Source organism: Bradyrhizobium sp. USDA 4452, assembly GCF_054063575.1.
On record NZ_JBSSGK010000001.1, the window covers coordinates 6,296,053 to 6,316,847 of the forward strand.

The 20,795-nt window shown below is 59.0% G+C and carries 11 protein-coding genes; 4 read left to right on the plus strand and 7 right to left on the minus strand.

Annotated elements, in window-relative coordinates:
* Positions 1–150: 150 nt before the first annotated feature.
* Positions 151–1,914, plus strand: a complete 1,764-nt coding sequence (gene nopM / locus ACVISU_RS29630; RefSeq protein WP_456710932.1) for a T3SS effector NEL-type E3 ubiquitin ligase NopM — start codon at positions 151–153, stop codon at positions 1,912–1,914.
* Between the two features lie 1,272 nt (positions 1,915–3,186).
* Positions 3,187–5,094 carry a hypothetical protein gene (locus ACVISU_RS29635; RefSeq protein ID WP_456709278.1) on the plus strand — a complete coding sequence of 636 codons (1,908 nt, stop codon included), beginning with the start codon at positions 3,187–3,189 and terminating at the stop codon, positions 5,092–5,094.
* A gap of 487 nt (positions 5,095–5,581) precedes the next feature.
* On the opposite strand, the gene ACVISU_RS29640 is transcribed toward ACVISU_RS29635, so the two are convergent.
* Both ACVISU_RS29640 and ACVISU_RS29645 read right to left on the minus strand, forming a co-directional pair.
* The gene (locus ACVISU_RS29640; protein WP_456709279.1) at positions 5,582–6,700 is read right to left on the minus strand and encodes a hypothetical protein; all 1,119 of its coding nucleotides are present in this window, start codon (positions 6,698–6,700) and stop codon (positions 5,582–5,584) included.
* A 1,005-nt stretch (positions 6,701–7,705) separates the two neighbouring features.
* Complete coding sequence (locus ACVISU_RS29645) at positions 7,706–9,295, minus strand: carbohydrate porin (RefSeq protein WP_456709280.1); 1,590 nt, start codon at positions 9,293–9,295, stop codon at positions 7,706–7,708.
* An 820-nt stretch (positions 9,296–10,115) separates the two neighbouring features.
* Here ACVISU_RS29645 and ACVISU_RS29650 point away from each other — a divergent pair.
* On the plus strand, positions 10,116–10,622 hold the full coding sequence (locus tag ACVISU_RS29650; RefSeq protein WP_456709281.1) for a hypothetical protein: 507 nt from the start codon (positions 10,116–10,118) through the stop codon (positions 10,620–10,622).
* 589 nt (positions 10,623–11,211) lie between these two features.
* Here the strand turns inward: ACVISU_RS29650 and hemN are convergent.
* Positions 11,212–12,546 carry an oxygen-independent coproporphyrinogen III oxidase gene (hemN, locus tag ACVISU_RS29655; protein WP_456709282.1) on the minus strand — a complete coding sequence of 445 codons (1,335 nt, stop codon included), beginning with the start codon at positions 12,544–12,546 and terminating at the stop codon, positions 11,212–11,214.
* Positions 12,547–13,738: 1,192 nt separating this feature from the next.
* Positions 13,739–14,455, minus strand: coding sequence for a sulfite exporter TauE/SafE family protein (locus tag ACVISU_RS29660; protein ID WP_456709283.1), 717 nt, complete (start codon positions 14,453–14,455; stop codon positions 13,739–13,741).
* 1,277 nt (positions 14,456–15,732) lie between these two features.
* Between ACVISU_RS29660 and ACVISU_RS29665 the strand changes: the two genes are divergently transcribed.
* Positions 15,733–16,458 (plus strand): helix-turn-helix transcriptional regulator, encoded by a 726-nt coding sequence (locus ACVISU_RS29665; protein WP_456710933.1) that lies wholly within the window; start codon positions 15,733–15,735, stop codon positions 16,456–16,458.
* A gap of 325 nt (positions 16,459–16,783) precedes the next feature.
* Here the strand turns inward: ACVISU_RS29665 and ACVISU_RS29670 are convergent, their stop codons facing one another.
* From ACVISU_RS29670 to ACVISU_RS29680, 3 genes are all read right to left on the minus strand, one after another.
* A complete protein-coding gene (locus ACVISU_RS29670; RefSeq protein ID WP_456709284.1) occupies positions 16,784–17,506 on the minus strand; it encodes an outer membrane protein in 723 nt (240 codons plus the stop codon).
* 825 nt (positions 17,507–18,331) lie between these two features.
* Positions 18,332–18,577 carry a hypothetical protein gene (locus ACVISU_RS29675; protein WP_456709285.1) on the minus strand — a complete coding sequence of 82 codons (246 nt, stop codon included), beginning with the start codon at positions 18,575–18,577 and terminating at the stop codon, positions 18,332–18,334.
* 851 nt (positions 18,578–19,428) lie between these two features.
* Entirely contained in the window at positions 19,429–19,803 is a 375-nt protein-coding gene (locus ACVISU_RS29680; protein ID WP_456709286.1) for a NolY, read from the minus strand.
* Positions 19,804–20,795: the final 992 nt, after the last annotated feature.

The following is a 20,795-nucleotide window of genomic DNA, read 5'->3' on the forward strand; positions in this document are numbered from 1 at the left end:
GCGCCGATCCATGTCGATCCATTTGCCGCGCTTGGACTCGTGTGAACCCGTACCCACTCGGACGGGGCCGTAGAGCACTTATAGCGGTTATCAAGTGACATTCGCGCGGTGCAACCGCCCGCTCCGCGGGGGGCATTCTTGTTTCTGATGATGGAGAAATTGATGGACGCGGTACGGGCACAGTGGAACGCAGGTTCTTCTTCCTCGGCGCCTTCCGAAGAGGCGGACCAGGAAAGCTACCTCGGCGGCTTCAACCGCGCCGTGGCGAATTTGGTCGAAAGCTTGACGGGCTATCGGATCCCGGCTTCCGCGCGCGCGCAGGTCATCGACAACTGGGTTGCCGAAGTGGGGCAGGGCGGGGCCGAGAATCGGCGGCAGGGGCGCACACGAATCAGGAATACGGAGAACACAGGCTCGCACTCGCTGGATTTGTCCTCGCTTTCGCTGACCGTTTTGCCCGCCGCCCTGCCGCCAAGATTGCAGGAACTGCGCGCCAGGCACAACGAGCTAAGCAGCCTGCCCACCATGTTCCCACCCGGTCTCCGGCGTCTTTTCATCAGCCATAACCGCTTGACCAGTTTGCCGGACGACCTTCCGGCGACCCTCACTGAGCTGGAGGTCGCCGACAATAGATTGAGCAGTCTGCCGGCCAACCTTCCGGCCGCGCTCGAAATCCTGAACGCGAACGACAACCGGCTAACCAGCCTGCCGGACGCTCTCCCGAGCGGGCTCACCTCGCTTGCGGTCGGCGGCAATCAGTTGACCGATCTGCCCGAGTCGCTCCCGTCGCGGCTCATTGAACTCAATGTCAGCAGCAATCAATTGGCCAGCCTTCCCGCCCCACTTCCGAGCACGCTCCAGTCGCTCAACGTCAGCGGTAACCGGCTGACCAGCCTGCCTGAAGGTCTTTTAGATGCTCTCGTGCCGATGAATAGCCTCTACTACCCGCATCTGCAGAGCCCCGAGTTCGGGGATAACCCGCTGCCGGACGACGTCCTCGGTCATCTGGCGGCGGCTGAAGCGCCACCACCCCAGCTTGCGCAGCAATCCCTGCATGAGGCTGCGGCACACTGGCTCGCAGACGACCCGGACGCGCTGGCCGAATGGCAGCACTTTGCCGATGAGCCCGGCGCCCAGGACTACGCACAGTTTCTGGGAAGGCTACGTGGCACTGTGAACTACGGTAATGACGCGTTTCGGCAGGCCGTGGCTGATGATCTGCGGCAGGCGGCCGCCAATGAGGGATTGCGCGAGCAGTTCTTTGCACAGGCTTCCGAGGCTAACACCAGCTGCGAGGATCGTGTTACGTTGCACTGGAACGGTATGCAGACGGCGCGCATCAACGCTGAGGTCAAGAATGGGCTATATGACAACCGGCTTGGCGAACTGGTCCAGTGCGGCCGTCTCGCGTTTCGCCTGGAGGCGCTGGACGAGATCGCGCGCGACAGGGTCAACTTGCTTGCTAGCGTCAACCCGAACGTAGACGACGTCGAGGTCTACTTGGCCTATCAACATCGGCTGCGCGAGCCGCTGGAGCTCAGTCACGTCGCTCTTGACATGCGCTTCTTGGCGGTCTCGGACGTAAGCGAGGATGATGCGACGGAGGCGCTGGACCTGGTCCGGAGCCGCGAAGCAAGCGAGTTCAGCGACTACTTGGCAAGCCGTTGGCAACCCTGGGAGACGGTGCTGGAGCGCATCTCTCCAGACGAACATGCCACGATGCAAGACCGGGTGCTCGAAGCCATGGGCGAGGAGTTTCAAAGCCGCCTCGGTCAGCGACTGGCCGAGCATGGTCTGCCGGGCGACGCGGATGCCGAGCGGGTGCTTGGAGCGCAAGTCCGAAACGAGATCGCTGGCGAGATCAAACGCGAGGTCATGGAGCGCGTGCTGGCAGAGCATGGCCTCGAACTATGATGCTCCGACCGCCGCAGAGCTGTTTATCATTGCTCTGCGGCGGCACGTAAAGATCGATCGTGAAGCCTCCTCCATCGCTGCCAACGTGCTTTTGCACCTTGGAAAGTGCGCGGCCGTCGATCTGGGCCTTTCGGTTTTGCCGAGCGACGAAAATCCCGCGCGCGAGGCGGGGGAGGGCGTACGGCCGAAAGCCGCTATGGGACGAGAGCTCCATCGGTCGAAAAGCTGTTGAGAGACCAAGGCGCCGCGGTGAAATCATCAGTTCCGGAGGCGCTGCCCAGCCAACGGGCTCAGGTTGACGAGGCAGCTAACTGTTCGGCAGGTCTATTTGACTTCGGGCGCCTCCCGCCTGCTCCATCATGGCAAGCAAGTCGTGCGGTTCAAGCATGCGCCGCGTCGGCAGCTTACGATGGACAAGCCCTCGTGCAGGTGAGGTCGTGCGCGCGCTCCAGTGGGGCAGTCTCGAGACTGCACGGGAAGCCTTGCGGTTCTCAGTCAAAACTGCGTCATCTAAAAGACGTTGTCCGTCATCAATGAGCGCCTGCAATAGGACAAGCTCGCCGCCAAAGTTGATGCCACGGACGACGAGATACTCGTCACGTATTATCTGTCGGAGACTGGTATAGGCTATGTAAATCCCGCCGTAATGTTTGAATTCGGCGCACGATCGACAGGCGATCCATTGTTATATCCGTCGACCAATTCGCGGCCGGCGAAGAGGTTCGGCAAAACCGGAGCGAACCGTCCTGTCGTCAGGCGGGTGACGATGCGAAGGCGCTGTTGCGCGCAGCAATATCCTGATCTCGTCAGCTTTTGGAAAGGTTGCGGCTACAACAATCAGATAATCCGACCCTTGCTGAACGAACTGCTACCTGGCTGTAATCCAGGATGTGCGGGTTGTTGCAGGGTCCATGCAAACATGAGGAGAGCAGGATGGATCCGGTTGACCCATTCTTCGATTCAGGAGCCTGGATGCGCGAGTACGCCGCCCTTCAGGGGCGGACTGGGCAACGGGCGGGTAGCCCAAGCGAACAGGGTGACTTTGAAGGGCGGCTGCATGACTTGACCCTCGATCCGTCTGATCGAAGGAATTCAACTTCGCCTGATCGGCCTCCCGCAGCAGGTGGTCGAGCAGTGCGGAGGGACGATTTCGGCGGTTCGATGCGAGCGCCGCCGCATTCCACTTCTAGGGAGAGCGCGCTAGGCGGCACGCGCCGGAGCGTAGACATTCCCAGCGTTCAGCTTCCCGCTTCGGCGCAACCGCAGTCTAGTTTGCGAGATGATCTGTTCAGCAGCGCACGCTACAGCTTTCCGGAGGCTGAGTCTGCCGCGTCGGCCAAGAGTGGAAAAAGCCGAGGATTATGGTCGCGCTTCAAGTCGGGACTTGGCAAGGCCCTTGGCGGGAGCAGCAGCGCAAAGTCGTCGCGCGACGCGGGGCAGTCTGACGTCATTTCGACGAATCTACGAATTGATCACGCCAGGCAGCCAGGCCGGACCCGTGGGGTCTTGCGGGCCGATGAGGAGCTCATCGAGGATTTCCGAAACAAGGCGGCGGGTAATCTCAGCGACGGCACGATCAAGAACGCGGCAGCCGATTTGCGCCATTTGAGCGCGCGCCTGAGCGACGCCGGCAGGCTCTCGCTTGCCGATCGAATTCGCCGCGAACTGGAGAATGCGCAGCTGGAAAATCCCGATGTGGAAAACCACCAGCTGGAAGCTGAGCTCGATGAGGACGTCGACACCTACGCAAAGGACCGCGGCAGGCGCATCAAGGCGGCCCTGAAGAAGCTTCGTGAAGTAGGCGCCGGAAACACCTTGGCAGCCGATGTCCGCCGACTGGCCCCTCGTGCTGAGGACGCAAGCTTCATCCGCATGTGGGCGGCGGCGGAAAAGGCAACCGGCAGGATCGATCCCAAGACGATCGATAGGCAAACTCGCCGTATGTTCAGGCTGAGTGAGTGGCTGCAGACGCACGACAGACAGCCGATCGCCGGCCGACTTTCTACCCCTGGACTCGTTCAAGACGTCGAGGAATACAAGCAAGAAACCAAGGACGGCAAGATCAACGCTGATCTGGTGAGGCTTGGGCACTACCAGCAAATCCTCGAGGCGAACAGGGCTCTTGGGTTGCCGCCTCCTGAGGACGCAGGTCAGCCTTCTGGGGGGGCTACTCCACAGGCCCACTCACCACAGGAATTTCCTGCAACGCCAGCCACGCCGAGCGCAGGAGCCTGGCAGTGGCTCGGAGAGCAAATGCACGGGCCCGGTTCATCGACGCCGGCGCCGCACAGCGGTCGGCAGACCAGCTCATCTCAACCGCTTCCCGCAACGCCTGCGACGCCGAGTGCTGGAGCCTGGGATTGGCTTGGTGAACAGATCCACGGGCCCGCCTCACCAATGCCTGCGCCGCACTGGGCCGCGCAGGCTCATCCGCCATTCGAGCTTCCTGCCACTCCGGCCACCCCAAGCCAGGGAGCTTGGGCCTGGCTTGGGCAGCAGATGCAAGAACCTGCATCGCCTTCGTCCCTGAGGCCTCGATCGTCCAACATCTACGGCGGTCTCGAGTCCTTCGTTGATCTGGATCCACCCACACCGCATGATTTGCGCGACGATGCGCGCTCTGCGCCACCTGAATTTGCAGCAGCTTCGTCGTTCGCGGGTCCACCGGGGGCGACTCCGGAGCTGCGGGACATCGGAGCGATCGTTGGGGTGGATTGGCGCCACGGCTCCCAGGCGGCCTCAGAGGTGTTGATCGATGTGTTGGGCAACATCAATCTGCTGCCAAACCAGTTCGGGCCAAGTCAATTTGCGATTAATGGGGAGCGCTATTCGGCGACATTTGGAGCGGGCGGTCGCAGGGATATTCGCCTGATCCATCACCCGCGCATTGGCGGGATGAACGAAGCCGGGCCATCCCGGCCGCTACACCGCCCAGCGCCGATCGTAAGCGCAAGACGACCCGGGGAAGGTGTAGTTGATCTTGGCCATCTGATCCGGGGCGGCTGGGAGCACAGAGAGCGGTTCCTTCCGCCTTATCTCGTCCGCGTTCTGGAAGGCGAGCGCATCATGCCTGCGCCCGGGCGGCCGAGCTATTTCGAGATCCGAGGAATGCCTTATAGGGGCGAGTTGGAGGAAAGCGAAGGACGCCAGCGCGTTCGCATCTATCCCGAACCTCGGTGAAGAAACAGTTGGCTGCAATTCCAAATGCTCGTCGGGCAGCGCGCGCGAGGCGTTCCATCGCGCGTGCGCTTGACCGGCCATACACCCAATCGATGCAGATCGCAGAGGTGGGGCGTGAGTACACGCCTGATTTCGACGGCGATGTTGGCTCTGTCAGTTTCCCAAGCGGTAACCTCGCAGCTGGTCGGTACATCATCCTCATCGAAACACTGACGTCAGGGCGCCGGATCGGTCCATCCACTTTTGCGGAACGCTGATCAGAGGAATCGATTTGTAGCTCGCTTTAGCCGGTGCTCAAACCCCTGTTGACCCGCAGGCATGTTGCCGCATTGTTGGGTCTCCGGCTTTCCGGGAGCAAGGTCACCCGGTCGAGCAGCTTCTTCGCGTGCCTCCAGGTCGAGCCTGGCGTCCTGGGGGGGCTTGTCGCAGCGGCGCTGATGCGCCTGGCACGAAAGCTGACGTCTCGCCCTTCCTGAACCTCCTCTGGTTATTCATCATCAAGCAGTCGCCGAATCTCCTCTGGAGAAAACTGATCGAGCTCGAAGGTAAATTCGTCTGGATCAATGGAGACAGGAGGAGCGAGGTGATGATCATCCCGTAGTCCGTGAAGCGCGTCGTGCAAGCCCTGTTCCAGTTGCCGCAGCTCCTCTGGAGGAACGGAAACTGGCGAGCCGCTGGGTTGATCATCGAGATGATCCAGTACTCGCCGAAGATCTGCCTGAGGGAACTGCTCTGGATCGGATGTGACTTGCTCCTGGACGAAAGTGGCGGGTTGATCATCTCGTCCCTCGGTAAGCTCCTGTGCGTCTTCATCCTCGAGCAGTCGCCGAAACTCCGCTGGAGAGAACTGGTCTGGATCAATGATAAGCTCTACTGGGTCAAAGGAAAACGAGGGAGCAGGGGGATTCTCCGATTGCCGCTGAAGCTCGTTACGCAATTCCTTTTCCGGCTGCTGAAGCTCCTCTGAAGGCAAGGAAACTGGCGAGAGGATAGCTTGGTCATCAAGATGGTCTCGCAGGCGCCGAAGCTGCTCCCGAGGAAGCTGCTCTGGCTCGACCGCGACCTGTCCTTCGAGGGGAGCCGACGGGACCGGCTGATTGCCGTGTCCCTCCTGATGCTCCGCTCGCCGATCAGCTTCGCACGATCCGCGGTGCTGCGCGGCGGCGCTGTCGATGCGTATCGGTTCTGTCAGTAAAGCGCCTTCGGGATTGATGAGCACCACGTTCTGAACGGAAGGGTTGAGCTTAGCGCGCTTACGCCCTGGACGCACGATGGGCACGACCGCCCCCGTCGATCGAAAGGTCCGCAGATGCTCTAACGCTCTAGCGAGTCTGTCGCTATCAGAGGCACCGCTGAACTCGCGCATGTCACTGCCATCGCTCAGCGATTTGCCGTCTAGCCGAGCCACAATGCTTGGTTTGTTTTTTGCGAAGAGCCAACGGCTATAGCCAATAAGAGAACCTGCATGCTGCTTCGCCGTTGCGGCGGCCGCGCCCCCCTTAATAAGCGCCTCCTCAAGCCTGAAGATATCGGCAGCATCCTCGGGATAGAGAGGCCGCCTGTCCCACTGACCCCGGATTATGACGCCCGTTGAAGCGACCGGCATAGCCCCGCCACTTCCTCCCGCAGCGGCGCTTGCGTTCGGTTTCCTATATACCTGAACTTCTTCCAGATCGTTCGGCGTCCTCTTTCTTTTCGCTGCTCTCGGTTGAGCTGGGCCAGCTTCATGATTGATGGGGACATCCTCGCTTGGGGCACATGGACCCATCGCTTCGTCTGGGGATTGCTGGCCATCGTTAGATGCGTCTTTCGCTGAGGGGAGCGCGCGCGGTCGCCCGCGAGAAACCGAATGACCGGAACCATGATACGCACGAAGTACACTCACTCCCGTCTTCATGAGCGCGTCTTTCGGAAAGTAAGTATCTAGGTGAACAACCAGGGACTGGTGGTCACTTAGGTCCGTCGTTTGGCCACGGCTGCGGAGATCATTCACCAGTCGACGGAGTGCCTGAGTATAAAGCTTGACCGTGTTCGGTTGTGGGTCCTTCTGAGGCTTGTATTGAGCAATCGCCCTGTCGATAAGGTCCCGGTCTTCTGTAGATAGATGGGGATAGGAGCCTCCAGCGCCGATGGACGCGGCTTCGGACTGCCTTGTCTCAGCCAAGTGCTGCTCAAAGCGTTCTTGTCCGGCCTGGCTCGTCTGCGGCTCTTGCGAGACGTCGTGCTGCACCTGCGGCCAAGCTGGCACGTTAGACGGGTCGAAATCTCGCGGGTCCACGCTAACCTCTCCTGCAGGATCACCTGAACAAGTCTGCCTAGTCGGGCAAGCTTTCGAGAACCTGACGTGGTTAAGGCTCCGTGGTGGGCAGTTATTCGCGCGGACAAGCTCGCAAATGACGGCGTTCGGTCTCAGCCTCTTCTCGACAACCCTTCGATCGTCCCTACAGACCTAACGACGTCCATTTTGCGTAATCACTTACAGCTGGTGTCCCTTTACATGTGGTGTAACCGGCGCATCAAACGCAGATGCAGGATCGATCCCGCAAGCAGATCGCAGAGTTCCGCTCCCCGGGGGCACGCGAAGAGGGCAGCAGAACGGCGCTTGCCAGTCTCAGAAAAAAACCAGCGTAGACACCAGCAGATTGAGGGCGTGCTCGGTGTGAAGCGTATGTGTGATGCTTGTCGGGTTGTGGATGTATGACAGTCCGGCGCTTGCATAGATGCCAGGGGCGAGATGGGCAGTATATGTGCCCGTGATCGCCAAGGTATCGCGATGCGCAAGTTGGCCTTTAGCCAGGGCAGCATCCACGGCGAATTTGCTCCAGGTCGTGTTACTGGCGACAAGAGCAACCAGATCCTTGGGGCGACTATCAAACGGCCCTTTCGTATAAAGACGAAGCTCGTAATACTGGCTGATCCTGTTGAGGTCAGGCGGAGCTGCCATGACAGAGAATCCGCCATAGAGCCCGCGAGACGGCGACCCATTGGCATCAATTTGCCAGAATTGCCGGTCTGCTGCGATGTAACGGAAATTGTTGCCGCTAACTCGCTGTTGATCCGGGTCTGCCAAATTCCTGTAGCGGCTGGTGTTGAAACCAGCGCCGGCCCGCAGCCATGTGTCGGGCGCTCCAGGAGCGGCCTTGCTCCTGTAGCCGATTTCATCGATGAAGAGCGTGCCCGAATTGGCCGTGCTCCAGTTCAAGCCGGCGGGATTCTCCCTTATCTCGACATAGGGGCCATCCGGACTGATTGAGCGCTGGAGTGAGAACTTGTTGTAGAAGCGATCGTTAAAATTGTACTTCAGGTTGACCGCCGGCGTGGGCGCAGCATTGGTGCTCACCCCGGCCTGGATCAAGGCGAACATGTTCGATCCGGTCATCCCTCCGAACAATGTGCCGGTAAACTCATTTTGGTTTCTCAGGTAACCAAGTTTCAGTTCGAGTTTCCTGTCGAGGAAAGTCTGGTAGTAGGCGAGCGTGTTGAGCCCCACTCTGTCAGGCCCCGGGCGATCCCACGTCCAGTATTGCTGCTCCGCTCCGACGACAATCTGGCCATCGGGGATGCCAAATCGGCTGAGATCGTAAGTGACGATCAAGAAGTTCGCCGAAGCGAAGGTCGGATTCTGGCCCATGTAAAGCTGGTTTGCGATTGGGCTTCTCGCTGCATTCGGCAGCTGATTATCTACAAGCATGTTGTGTGTCCAGCCGATATAGCCAATGCCGACATCTGCCAGCGCAGACCGAACGCCGCCATTTTCCTGATCAATCGTATCTGCAGGGCCAGGTATGGCGAGCCACAACCCTTTTTCACGCAGATTGTCGTACCTGGCGAAGGGATCCATGGGCTTTTGCGTTCGCGTCTGAGCAAATCTATCAACACCGCGGCGCTTTTCGCCAGACGCATCGGCGCGTGCCGCAGACCATGGGCGCCGAGGCTGGATTGCTTGACGCATCATCCCGGTCCGCAACTTTGTCGCCCGACCGGAAGCTCGTCTGCTTTCGCTGGCTTGATCTACAGTGTCGTTCCCGGAATCGAGCTCGTCCTCGGTTTGTGCCTGCGCGGAGTTGCCGAGCAGGCAGGCCGCCAGAGAAACTGCGATAGCCCGTCTACATCGTTTGCGGATTGGCCGAAACGTGAACGCAGATGCCAAGGCGGCGGTAGATGTTCGAAGCGACGTCGCCGCAAGAAACCAATCACGCATGGCGTACTTCAGGTCCGTGTCAGTCAGTCATGAACGCGACGAACTGTCGCCTGAATGGCCGACAGTGGCATCCCAGCATCTTCGCTCCCGAGGAGGCAGCAGATGATCTGCTCTGCAATTCACTTGCGCTTCAGGCCGGAGGCCGAAAAGAGAGCAGCGCGCGCTGGTGCGGCGAGAGGTTCATGACGAGTACCGTTACCCTCGCTGTCACTTTATGAACACAGCCTCGCTGCTCGCAGTGGGGCAGAGTGGGACGACGTTGGCGGGGCCCTTGCTGAAAGACCCCTTTACTGACGAAGTGGCAGGCGCCAGAAAGCAAATCCCGCGGGGCATGAGCCACGGGTTCATGGAGTTTTGTGATGCTGTTGGGCCAGACAATCGACAGGATCTGGGACCGGCTCTGGAATGCGTGTGCTCGACGATCGCACAACGACGCCCATACTGGTCATCCCAGGTGAATGGACGAAACAGCCTTCGGGCCGCTTTGGTGGAGGCGGGCGAGCAGCTCGCTCGGTAGGGACCGCTGGGACGGCCGAATCTGTCTTGCATAATGGGTCCTTCCCGTGCGCGGCTTTCGTTAGTCCCGCTTGGCATGTGCCCATGATTTCGATCAACCTGCTGACATTGGTAGTTGATCGAGCGCAATGGTTGCCCTCCCTATGAGGAATTGAGGGCTCAGCCGTCACTTAATCAGCCGTCACTTAAGCGGTGCGTCTTGAGTGAAGCTGCCGGCAGTCGGGACCTTTGGACCGCGCGAACGCCGCAAGCGCTCGGATCGGCGAAACAGACCGCTCGAAGGAAGAACGCTGGACGAGGAGCGATGGCGATGATCGACGATGCGGTCGGTTCGGATTTGCGACCGCTGTTGCGAGAGCCGTCACGATGCATCCTCCGGGTTTTGGTGCTTCTCCTTGTGATCGTCAGCTTTAGTGCAGCTGGCGCCTGGTTTTGGGCTGGCCTCGGAGAGCTTGTCGGGCCGTCGGAAAGCCACCGAGTCGATCCAATCGTGAGGTCGTCATTGGATGACAGAGCTGCCCTGTCCGAGATAAAGTGGGCACAGCTGAAGGCTAGCGATGAGATCGCAGAACTGAACCGTAGCATCCATGCCACGCGGGAGGACCTCAAGGGGATATTAGATCAGATCAGCGTGCTGACTTCGCGGATCGAGTCCCTGCAGAATACTTCCACGCCTTCCGTTTCTGCCCCACCGTCCGCCCAGGCTGCTTCGAGCCGGGCCAAGAAACGGCGCGGTCAGTCCACACCACAAGGACCTGTTTCCGTTGGAGGCGCCCCAGTGATCGCAGCACCCATGGCAGGCGCACCTTGATGTTTCGATTGGCTACAGGCGTGACCAGCCTCCCAACCGGTCCCACTATTTGGGCCCGGTTTCGCGATGCCGCTTGTCGCCGTGGGATCATCTAAAGGCTTCGACGGGGCCAGATTTTTGAAGGTATTCTTGCTAGGTCGCGGAGCGCGTTCCGCGTACCAGGTCGTGAACGACATATCCGCGGGACGGTCTGTCATCAGATCATTGCCAGTTCGGGCAGATCTGAAGGGAGGGGCATCACGCAGCCGATGCCCCTACGACATCTGCAAAAGATGAGGCCAACGTACTACTGACGACCGCGGCAAGACCCCGCAATTTGCGTCTCTCGTCAACTCGGCGCGCCGTTGTCAGTAAGCCTTAGCAGGAGCAGAAGCGCCACAGCAGTTCGATTCCACAGCGTGGGAATATCGTATTCGCCGGTTGATCTGTGCGGGCAAGGGAGTTCGGCTACTTCAGGTGGCGGCGTCAGTTATAGGGATTGATTGCTCCGCCTCATAACGACCATTTGGCCTGGCTGCCACAGGCGCTTCGTCGATTGCTCCTTTGCGATGCGCGTTGATATTAGAGATCTGCTCGCATGCGTCACTTCTCAATAGGGCGTGCGGTCGAGATGAGCGTCGAACGCGGCAGCGACAGCGCGAATGACAAAACGGTGCTCTGATTTGACTCGGATGAACCCCTGCTCGATGTCAACTATCCCGTCTTTGGCAAGCATTCCCAGACGGTCAGCTGAATCGAGAAAGGGCATCGGAGCAAAGCCGTGGGCGGAGCAGATTGCCGGCACGTCGGCCTGCAAGTCGCACATCAGCCGCTCGATGATTGCGGCCCGAAGGCGATCTTCGGCGGTGAGGCAGTGGCCCTTTGAGGTTGCCAGACGGCCAGCACTAATCTGTCTGCTATAGGAAATGGTTGCCGTCTCGTTCTGCACGTAGCCATCGCGCAGACGGCCGATGGCTGACGGACCAAAGCCGATCACGGTGTTACACGTATCGGCCGAATAGCCCAGCGAGTTGCGGCGCAGCCGGCCGGTTCTCTGCGTGTGCGCGAGTTCGTCGTCCGGGAGGGCAAAATGGTCGAGCCCGATTTGGCGATATCCGGCGGAAACCAGCGTATCTGCCATGGCTGCTGCTTGCTCGGCGCGCGCAACATTGTCAGGGAGCACCGCTTCGTCGATCTGGCGCTGGCGTTTCATGTAGGAGGGAACATGGGCATAGCCGAACACCGCAAGGCGGTCGGGCCGCATGGTCAAGGCCGTCTGCGCTGAGTTCACGCAGGATTGCACGGTCTGATGCGGCAATCCGAAGAGCAGGTCGAAATTGATACGGCTTATTCCATGCTGGCGAAGGCGTTCGACGGCCAAAGCGACCTGCGCTTCGCTTTGGAGACGGTTGACCGCCCTTTGAACTACGGGATCGAAGCTTTGCACGCCGATGCTCGCGCGGCTGACGGCCGCTGCTCCCAAGGTTTCCGCCATCTCGGCCGTGAACGCGCGGGGGTCGATCTCGACGGCGAGCGCGGTCGATTTGCTGAACGCGAAACAGCGGCGCAGCAGCTCCATCAGAGCCAAGAAATCGACCGGTGGGATGGTAGTCGGCGTGCCGCCGCCGAAATGCAGGTCGCTCACTGGAAGACCGTGAGGCGCTTGCTCTGTGACCAGACGAATTTCCTCTCGTACCGTCAGCAGGTAATTGCGAATCGGCCGCTCGCTGTGAGTGAGGCTTGTTGGGAAGCCGCAATACCAGCAGATCGAACGGCAGAACGGAACGTGAAGGTAGAGCGATACGGATTCGTCAGGCGGCAGCCGGCGCAACCACGCCTCATAGGTCGTGGCGCCGACCGCATCAGAGAAATCCGGTACGGTTGGGTAGATGGTGTACCAGGGCAGGCGAGCATCGCAATATTTGTTTAGGAGTGAGGTCTGCACGCTTACCTTTCCGCGCTGATACGGTATGAGGCTGATGCATATCCTCTGCTGTGTCTTTGCGCTAAGTCAAAAGGCGCTGCTCTGATCCCGAAGCTCGAGACCCTTCCTCGATGTAATTGCCAGGACAGCCTACGAACTGGGAGCGGTGAGGAAGTCAGGTGCTAGCCATCATTTGCACCCCGGTGAAAGAACAAATGTCCCACATAAGCTTGGCCGCGCGGGCTCGATACGCCCAGCCATTATGCGCAGGAACAATCATTATCGGAGCGCCCATTGCGCCTGCATTCTCCGACGCAGGGGCTTTTGCGACAAAGACAGGATCCAAGGCGTTGTCGGCGGCGAACCAGTCGGCCTCAGCCTTTCAGACTGGCTTCAGTGGAAAAGCTGATGTGGATGCCCAGACGTTCGATCGAGTCAGAAAATCACGCTAAGTCCGATTGGTAGTCCGCGCCACTGAATCTGCACAATCTTTGTCAGTCACGCCGTTTCAAACCCGCGCAGACGGGATTGAGCCCGTTCGCAATGCTTTCAGCGACGTGGGCGCGAGACGCTTTGGCACGCCATGGAGTGCTCCGGGTTGCGTCCGAGCTGACTGGGGTTGTGCAGGATAAAATGGCATACGCGAACGAAGATAGGGATAGTATTTAGCGCGGTGCCTCGAGATGCAACGAGTAGAATGCTCTCCGAGCTGGGATTGTCAGTCAGGCAGCGTCGGTTGATGAAACACAGGGTACGAGATGGTACAACGTGACGCAACGTGAGTTTCAATAGCCGTCGAACCGGCTAAAAAACATTTTTGCACTCCGCCTCATAAGTATAGATGAGCCTCAATTCCGCCACGCCGCTTGTTTCATTGCAGCCAAGCATCGTCACGGATGTACTGATGATGTTGGGGCCGCCCCGGCGCACTTCCACCCCGGCAGGTGCGTCGGGGCGCTTTGATTCGGCCGTGCTGTTGTGAGCGCTGCGAGTTCACCAATTCCCAACCAGGCCCCAGGCTGGGCCGGAATCGCAAAGCGTGGGCATTGTCAGCTTCTGCGCTCTCTGGCACGTCCAAGTCAGACGATACGCGTCTGTTCTGCTTCAAGGCCACAGGTCGTTCGTTTTGGAATCGTTCCGGCTATTGTCCTGGCCCCCGTTTGGTGCACGATGACCGCAACGACAGCCGCAGCAAAGGCAGTTCGGACCGCATCTAGGTGCGAACCAACTGCACGCCGGCAATGAGCAGAACCGCTACAAGGATGAACCTAATAGCTGTTTGGCTCAGCCATTTCAGGCCGATAACTGTTCCTGCGATGGCTCCTCCCAGTGCGGCGATTGCGTAAATGGCCGAATCCGAACACGGAAACTGGCCGGTGAAAAGAACTCCGACGAAGCCCACCATGGAATTCGCTAGGATAAACGGAGGCGACAGCAGGGTGACTTGTCTGGCGGACGCCCAGTTCAGTGTCACGAGCGCGGTCGCCAGGAATACTCCGCCGCCCACGCCGGTCAGACCCGAAACCAACCCGATGACCGATCCAATGCCGACGCTTCCCCAGAGCGGAGCTTCGAAAACACGATGGGCAACGCGGCCGCGCCGCACGATCATCACAGCGCTCGCCAAAAGGAGGACAAGACCGGTCAACGTCCTGTAAACGTGCTCCCCGAGCACCAGCAAGCTACCGGCAAGTGCCGCTGGCATTGATGACAATAGAAGCGGCCGGAGCGCTATCCAGTCGATCGCTTTGTTGCGGTTTAAGAACCACGTGGAATAACTCGCGACAACAATGTTGAGGCCAAGCGCCGTCGGGCGCATCTCTGTGGAGGGCAAGCTAGAAAACGCCATAAGCGCTAGGAATGCGGTTCCACCCGCTTGGCCAACCATTGCATAGAGCAGGGAGATAACCGCGAAGAACAGGGAAAGCATACTTCACCAACCTGCGAGAGGTTCTTCGCTTGTCTTGCACTAACTGCATGCAGTCCCAATTGTCTTTCCGCGAGGGAAGAAGTCCAAGCGAGCGCTTAATCGGATGCCGCGCGTCCGGACGCCGCATTTGGCACCGGCCAAGGTTCCTAGAGCATTGCCATTTGTCGATCGGCTTCTTCAATTGCCAGCATTGGTACTTGACCAGGATGCGAAAGTAGTACGCGAGCAGCTCGGCTGTTTGAAAGGCGCTTGGGAGCCGCCGCGCCGAGCGGCACTCATTCCAGGCCGTGGGAGCCTTGCGCAAGTGGCGCTGTCGCGTTTCCTCCAGATGTCGCCAATGCTTCAAGCGCTCGTGCGCCGAAACCGGGCTCTTGCCTTGGATTCCTGGTATCGAGGATTGATTTTTGTGAGGCCGCCAGTTGGTACGACACTTGCTGATCCGCGCCTAGGTCCTCTCCCTTTTGGAGATGCGCATGCAAGGTGTCCTCCGCGGCCGGCAGGTTTCGTTTCTGCGCGTATCTCCCGTCGCTCGCCTGGCGCGCCGATCATCTGTGCCTTCAATTCAGGTGCGCTGGACCTCTTCAACGCGCCTGATCAGGCCCCGGGCCGTCATATCACGCGGTCACCTGCTGGCGCGGCTCTTCTGTGTTGCTCGCAGACCGCGTTCCCGACGCCGTCGAAAGACGGAGGACGGAATTCGCGACAGCAATTCGCAAGATGGGGAAGAAACAGTCACCCTCCTGTCCGCAGAAAGCAGAAGGCCAATGTCGGAACTGCGTAGGTCGAGTTCGGCGCCGCCAAGTTGGCCAACGTGCTCCGTTTCGCTTGAACCGCAAAGTTCAACGTTCAGGATATCGTCGTGCTCGACCGTGAGGCAAAGCCAGGCGTCTTTCGGGCAGCACGGTCGCTCCTCACCGTTCAATCTGAGCAGGGCAGATATTGTCATTCATAGCTGGTTGGCGTCGCCAGCTGGATTACCACGAGCCATCGGGGCTGCTGCAGCCGACACAGACCATCAGACGAATGACAATGCGGTGATCGCCTGCTTGGCCAGCGCGTCATCGGCGAGCGGGATCCCGGCGTTTGACAGGACGATTATCGCGCCGTAGCCGGCGGAAGGCGAAAAACCCGGGATGGCGTCTGACGCAGCGCGCGCTCTAGACTTCTCGAAGAGCAACCTAAGAGTTCAGCTCATGGAACGGAATTTGGCTCCGCTTGAAACAAACGTAATCGAACGCAGCGATGGCGAACCGGATCGGCGTGCAGATGCGCCCATCGTGGATCTCTTTAGCTTCACCGAATGCGCAAACCAGACGCATTCGCTGAGAGCGTTGTTTGATCTTCTTGTAAACCGTGCCACCGAGGAAGGATTCAGTGAAGTTGCTTACGGAGCCCTCAACTTCGTCGAGCCGCTTCGGTTGGCTGAGTATCCGCCGCCGACTGTCGCTGTGAATTGGCCGCCGGCCTGGTGCGATCGATACTTCAAACACAAGTACCACACCATCGACCCGGTGGTCCGGCGGACGCCGATGCATGCGCGTCCGTTTCTGTGGGACCAACTCGCTGACCATTATCAGCTACAACCGGACGAGAGACGCGTATTGGATGAGGCCAGAGAGGCCGGCCTGAAGCATGGCATGAGCGTGCCCCTATTTGGCCCGTTGGGCCAAGTATCTGTAGTGTCCTTTGCGTCTCCGTCCGACGATGCTGATCCTCAGGATCGCATCGGTCATCTCAACGCCCTGGCTTCGCTTTTTCACAGCGCCTATGGCGAGATTGCTCGACCCTCTAATAGCGGCTGTAGGAAAAAAATTGCATTATCGCAACGGGAGATCAGCTGTATGCGGTGGGTGGCAGAGGGGAAATCGTCCTGGGAAATCGGCAGGATTCTAGGAATTAGCGATAATACCGTCAATTTTCATATCAAGAATGCAATGCGAAAGCTGGGTGCGACCACCAGGATCCAAGCGACCGCTATCGCCATTCGCCTCAATATTCTTTGAGATCCTCACTGCAAGGAAGTGACGGACTGATTGGCTAAGCCATTGACGCCAAGCTCTGGCTGGCTCATGCCATTATTCCAGCCGTGCTTGGTTGAGACAGGCGAGGGTAAACCTAACGTTGCGTGAGGTTCTGGAGTTCGTCGGCGCATGTCAAGCCGACTGGGTCGTTGACTACGGACGGTGCCTGCGGTCTGCTCCGCCAGCGAGCGATCTAAGCTTCGACGAGTTCGAGCCAGTGCAGCCGGCTGGGCGCGCGGGGGCAGCGTTTCGGAAAAAGAACCCCGACCATTGGTCGGGGTTCTCGATCAACAAGGCGCGCGCGGTCCTATTTTGCAAACGCCGGGCCGAACTTGTAGTTGAGCCGTGCCGTGACAAGATCAATGTCCTGGTGAACGCGATCGAAGCCAGCGGCCGTGGGGAAGCTTACGTTAGTGCCTTGCATGAACAAGTGATTATACTCGAGGCCAGCCGACCAGTTCGAGGTCAGGCTGACTTCGGCGCCAGCGCCGAGCGCCCCACCCCAGCGAACATCGTTGTTCCTGCCAAGCTCGGTGCCAGCAGCCACTGAGTTGACGTGATAGGTGTTGCTCGTCACCGCCGCACCGCCCTTGGCGTAAAGCAGAACGGCATTGAATGCGTAGCCGACGTGGCCGGTGAGCAATCCAAATGCATCTGTCTTGGTGCCAATGGTGTCCGCTGGGAGGGCGGTGCTGACATTGGAGCCATTGAAGTCGGCCCAGTTGCCTTGACCTTCGATGCCGTACACAGTTCTGAAGATCTGCCAGCGATAGCCGATCTGGCCGCCGACGGTGCCGCCGGTCGAATTATGGCAGCCCTCGGGAGTGACGCCGTTGAAGTCCCAGCAATTGTGACTCGATCCCCAACCTCCATTGAGACCGATATAGTAGCCGCTCCAGTCGTTGATCGGAGCTACGACCGGCAATGGGGGCGCCTTGATGTTGACAGGCTGCCCGGCGAGGTCAGCGCCGAATGCGGGAGCTGCAGCGCTGAGCGCGATGCTTACGGTCAGAATCAGAAAATTCTTCATTCCAGTGTCATTCCTTTTGATGCCCCCCGGCGCCGTGCGTCTTAACAACATGATTGCGAATTGCTGTAACTGAGGCACAACATTCCTCCGCAAGAAATGGGTCGAAACGCACGGTGCGTCAGGTTGTGAGGCTCCTAGCTTGCGACGCGTCGATGCAACGACATTGATAGGGGCGCCTCGTTGCGCCTCTATCTGAAGGCGATCCGATCGCGATGGCACTATGCGACGCAATGCTGTGAGCATTTGCTGAAGCACCGCTACAACCAGGTTCTCGGCGATACGTCCGGCTACGCGTCGTTCCGCGGGTTTCGTCATGAAGCGCAAAGATGAAAGTGCCCCAATCGGGAGTGGGATTGGAATTTTTCTAGGGTCAGGAAGTCATGAGGCGACTTAACATTGTGGTAACGTCGGAAAGGGCCATCAGAGGTATTGATCGATCTGAATCCGGACATCCCCTGAAATCCGCGCGAGCTGTAACTTCTCTTGCCGCAACAGGAGAGCCAATCGACGGTGCGCCGCCAACATCGTCTACCGCAAAATGTTGGTCACCGCGCTGGACGAAGCTCGCATCGAAATTGCTCGGAGGCGTACCAATCTGCCAGATCCGGTGCGCATTGTGTCACGTCGGGGCAAAGCGTGCCTGTCGCCTTACTGGCGTGGGGGCCACGAGAGCTACACAAGCAGGCTCCCTGACGCAGTCGTCGGTGTAGAAGAAGATGAGCAGAGAAACTCAGCTCGACCACGACTTGGCCCTTCGGGAGCCGACGACACCATCCCGTTTCTGTCGATAACACGGGTACTGCTGAGCTAGAGGAACGAACCCTCCTATTGTTTGCTCGGCGACGCCAGTTCCGCTCGTAAATTGCGTATCGCTTCGTTTGCCAGATGCAGGGTATTTCGTTCGCCGGTCCTGATCGAACACTCCAGTAATGCTCGCAAGCGGCGGTGAAGGAACGTCTTGAGATGATGCGCCAGAACTGGGTCCTTCTCGACAAAGCTCCACGCTTTTTCAAATGCGATGCTTACGATAGCCTCTGGCGCTTGCACCTGGTCGGATATGACCTGATCCATCTCAAAACTCCTCGACTCCTGACACAAGTTAAACGTTTCGTCCGCAGCGTATCGGCGAGCTGCGGCCCGTCGTGACCGCCAAGAAATCGAAGCCACAGCCAAAAATGTGTGTCGATCTGCTCGCGGCGCTACAGCGAACTTTATAATGCCGCTTGTTGAAGTCCGGATGACCGAATGTCGAAGTGCGAGCGCAAGTCGAACGATTCTGAGTTGCCTGAAGGGACCTGCGTTGAAATTTGCTTCGTTGCGCCGCGCATCTTGTTGCCTGGCGTTGGTCCTTCGCCGCACCCATACTTCCAAGCGTCAGTCGCACTGAAGCCGTGCTGCGGAGCGGGCCGTTCGCCACCTTCCGGATTTCAAGGCTAAGAAGTGTTCGGGGGGATGTCGCATGCGCTGGTTATGTCGCGTCCAGCGGTGTGGCTCATTCTCGACAATCGTTCGTGTGCTTCCCGACATGCGTCAACAACCTGGTCGTATCCGCCAGCTCCTTCGCACGCCCCACGTTTGCGATACGATGCTGCTTCGGGTGGGGCGCACCAAATAAATGGGACAAGTGATCGCGCAATTGCGTTGATCTGCCTGGAGCTCGTTCTGGCAACGAAATATCAGACGGCGCGCAACGATAGAACACGGCGGCTGGGATCCGGGGGCAGCGTTTCTGTCAAGACACGAATATCGGAAGGCGCGGCCAACCGTGCGGTGTCGCGCCAGAATATGTCGGATCGTGCTTCTCCCTATCTGCCTTGGAGTAAATTGCGAGCGTGTAAGCTGCCATGATCAAGTGTTTGGGGTGCACAGCCACGGTCAGCCTAGCGATGAAGCCCGTCAATCTGAGAAGATCAAAACGGCTCTCAGCCCGCTGCACGTGCCAGAATCAATCTGGCAATCCGCATCTGGTTGGCCGGAGTGCGCAGTGCGGGCGGTAAGGCGGCCACTGCCTGATCGAGAAGGCGCCCCAAGATTTGAAGCTCTTCTGGATTGTAGACGCCAGGGTCCCGTCTCATTCGCGCTGCTCGCCCGTCGCCGGGATGGTCACCGGTGCTCGTATCGCCGAGCCGGCCGAGCTCCAGTTCCGCTGATATCATTTCGTTCGTGAGTGCGTTGAGCAGCTGGATTGCCTCGAGTTCGTTGCTTCCTTCGCGTACGAGAGTTGCCACGATGTCGAGCTGTAGGTCGATGCGATCCTCAAGCTCCTGCATGCGTGAATTCGAAGGGTCAAGTTCCACAGTGTTTCTCCAGACTAATTCAGCGAGATTGACGTGTAGGTTTTGTGTGCGTTCCGGTTTGCGAGGCAGCCGATGCGGTGCGTGACCGAATTGCCGCAGGACAAGGTAACTCGCGTCTGTGCAACCGAAGGAAGGGAGAGTCAGGCACCGCAGAAAGACCGGAGGGAGGTATGGACGCTATAGAGCGCTGTGCGCTGCGTGGTAGAACGCCCGTCCTCGATTGAGCTATCGAGCCGGCGCACTCCAAGCTGGGGGACCTCGCTGGAACGCCGTTGGCATAGGCAGAGCCCACCAAACAGCGTGGAGCGGAAGGGCGGCATGAGAACCCCGCGATCAAAGGGCGTAAGTGGGCGGCTAGTGCTGCCGCACAGCCTTTCGCGTCGCCGGAATCGACGTCGATAGGCGCCGCTGACACGAGCACGTCCTTCTCGTGTCCGAGGAGATCGGATACCTGAAGTCGCATCGCATGGGAATCGCAACATCGTGGAAATAACGGCGTTGTCCACCTGGTCAGGCCGACAAGCCTTGCCGAGTTCGGCGCAAGAGGCAGTTCGACTGCCCGGCTTCTATGCGGCGCACGCATTGAACCTGGCCAATGCGCGTGCAAAGCACCTGATTTTGAGGGCCACCCTTAGGATGCCGAAATTGCTGTCGGCGACTTCGAATGAAGGCCATACGTTTCGGCGGGCCATCCGGCCGAAGCTAGGCCGCTGGTGGCACGGTTTCAGAGGTTGACGGATCTCGTTGTTGGCGCGAAAGGCGTGAGCCGACCTGCGACTCGGCTGAAAGCAAAGGGGATCCATGGTCACACGAGCTTCGTCAAAGGTGCTTGCCGGAAATCGGTGAGCGACTATGGTGCATTTGGCCGAAATCCGTAAAATCGAAAGTTTTGATGGGATGCATCCAGTCCGCCGATAGCGCGCGCGGGTATCCTCGACGTGCTCTGGACGACGCATAAAACTAACCCGCATTCGGATTGAGCCACTTTGTCA

Excerpts from the sequence above, each read along its gene's own strand:
- ACVISU_RS29645 (WP_456709280.1), bottom strand. The coding sequence starts at position 9,295 with ATGCGTGATTGGTTTCTTGCGGCGACGTCGCTTCGAACATCTACCGCC.
- ACVISU_RS29640 (WP_456709279.1), bottom strand. The coding sequence starts at position 6,700 with ATGCCGGTCGCTTCAACGGGCGTCATAATCCGGGGTCAGTGGGACAGG.
- ACVISU_RS29650 (WP_456709281.1), top strand. The coding sequence starts at position 10,116 with ATGGCGATGATCGACGATGCGGTCGGTTCGGATTTGCGACCGCTGTTG.
- nopM (WP_456710932.1), top strand. The coding sequence starts at position 151 with ATGGAGAAATTGATGGACGCGGTACGGGCACAGTGGAACGCAGGTTCT.
- ACVISU_RS29660 (WP_456709283.1), bottom strand. The coding sequence starts at position 14,455 with ATGCTTTCCCTGTTCTTCGCGGTTATCTCCCTGCTCTATGCAATGGTT.
- ACVISU_RS29670 (WP_456709284.1), bottom strand. The coding sequence starts at position 17,506 with ATGAAGAATTTTCTGATTCTGACCGTAAGCATCGCGCTCAGCGCTGCA.
- ACVISU_RS29675 (WP_456709285.1), bottom strand. The coding sequence starts at position 18,577 with ATGGATCAGGTCATATCCGACCAGGTGCAAGCGCCAGAGGCTATCGTA.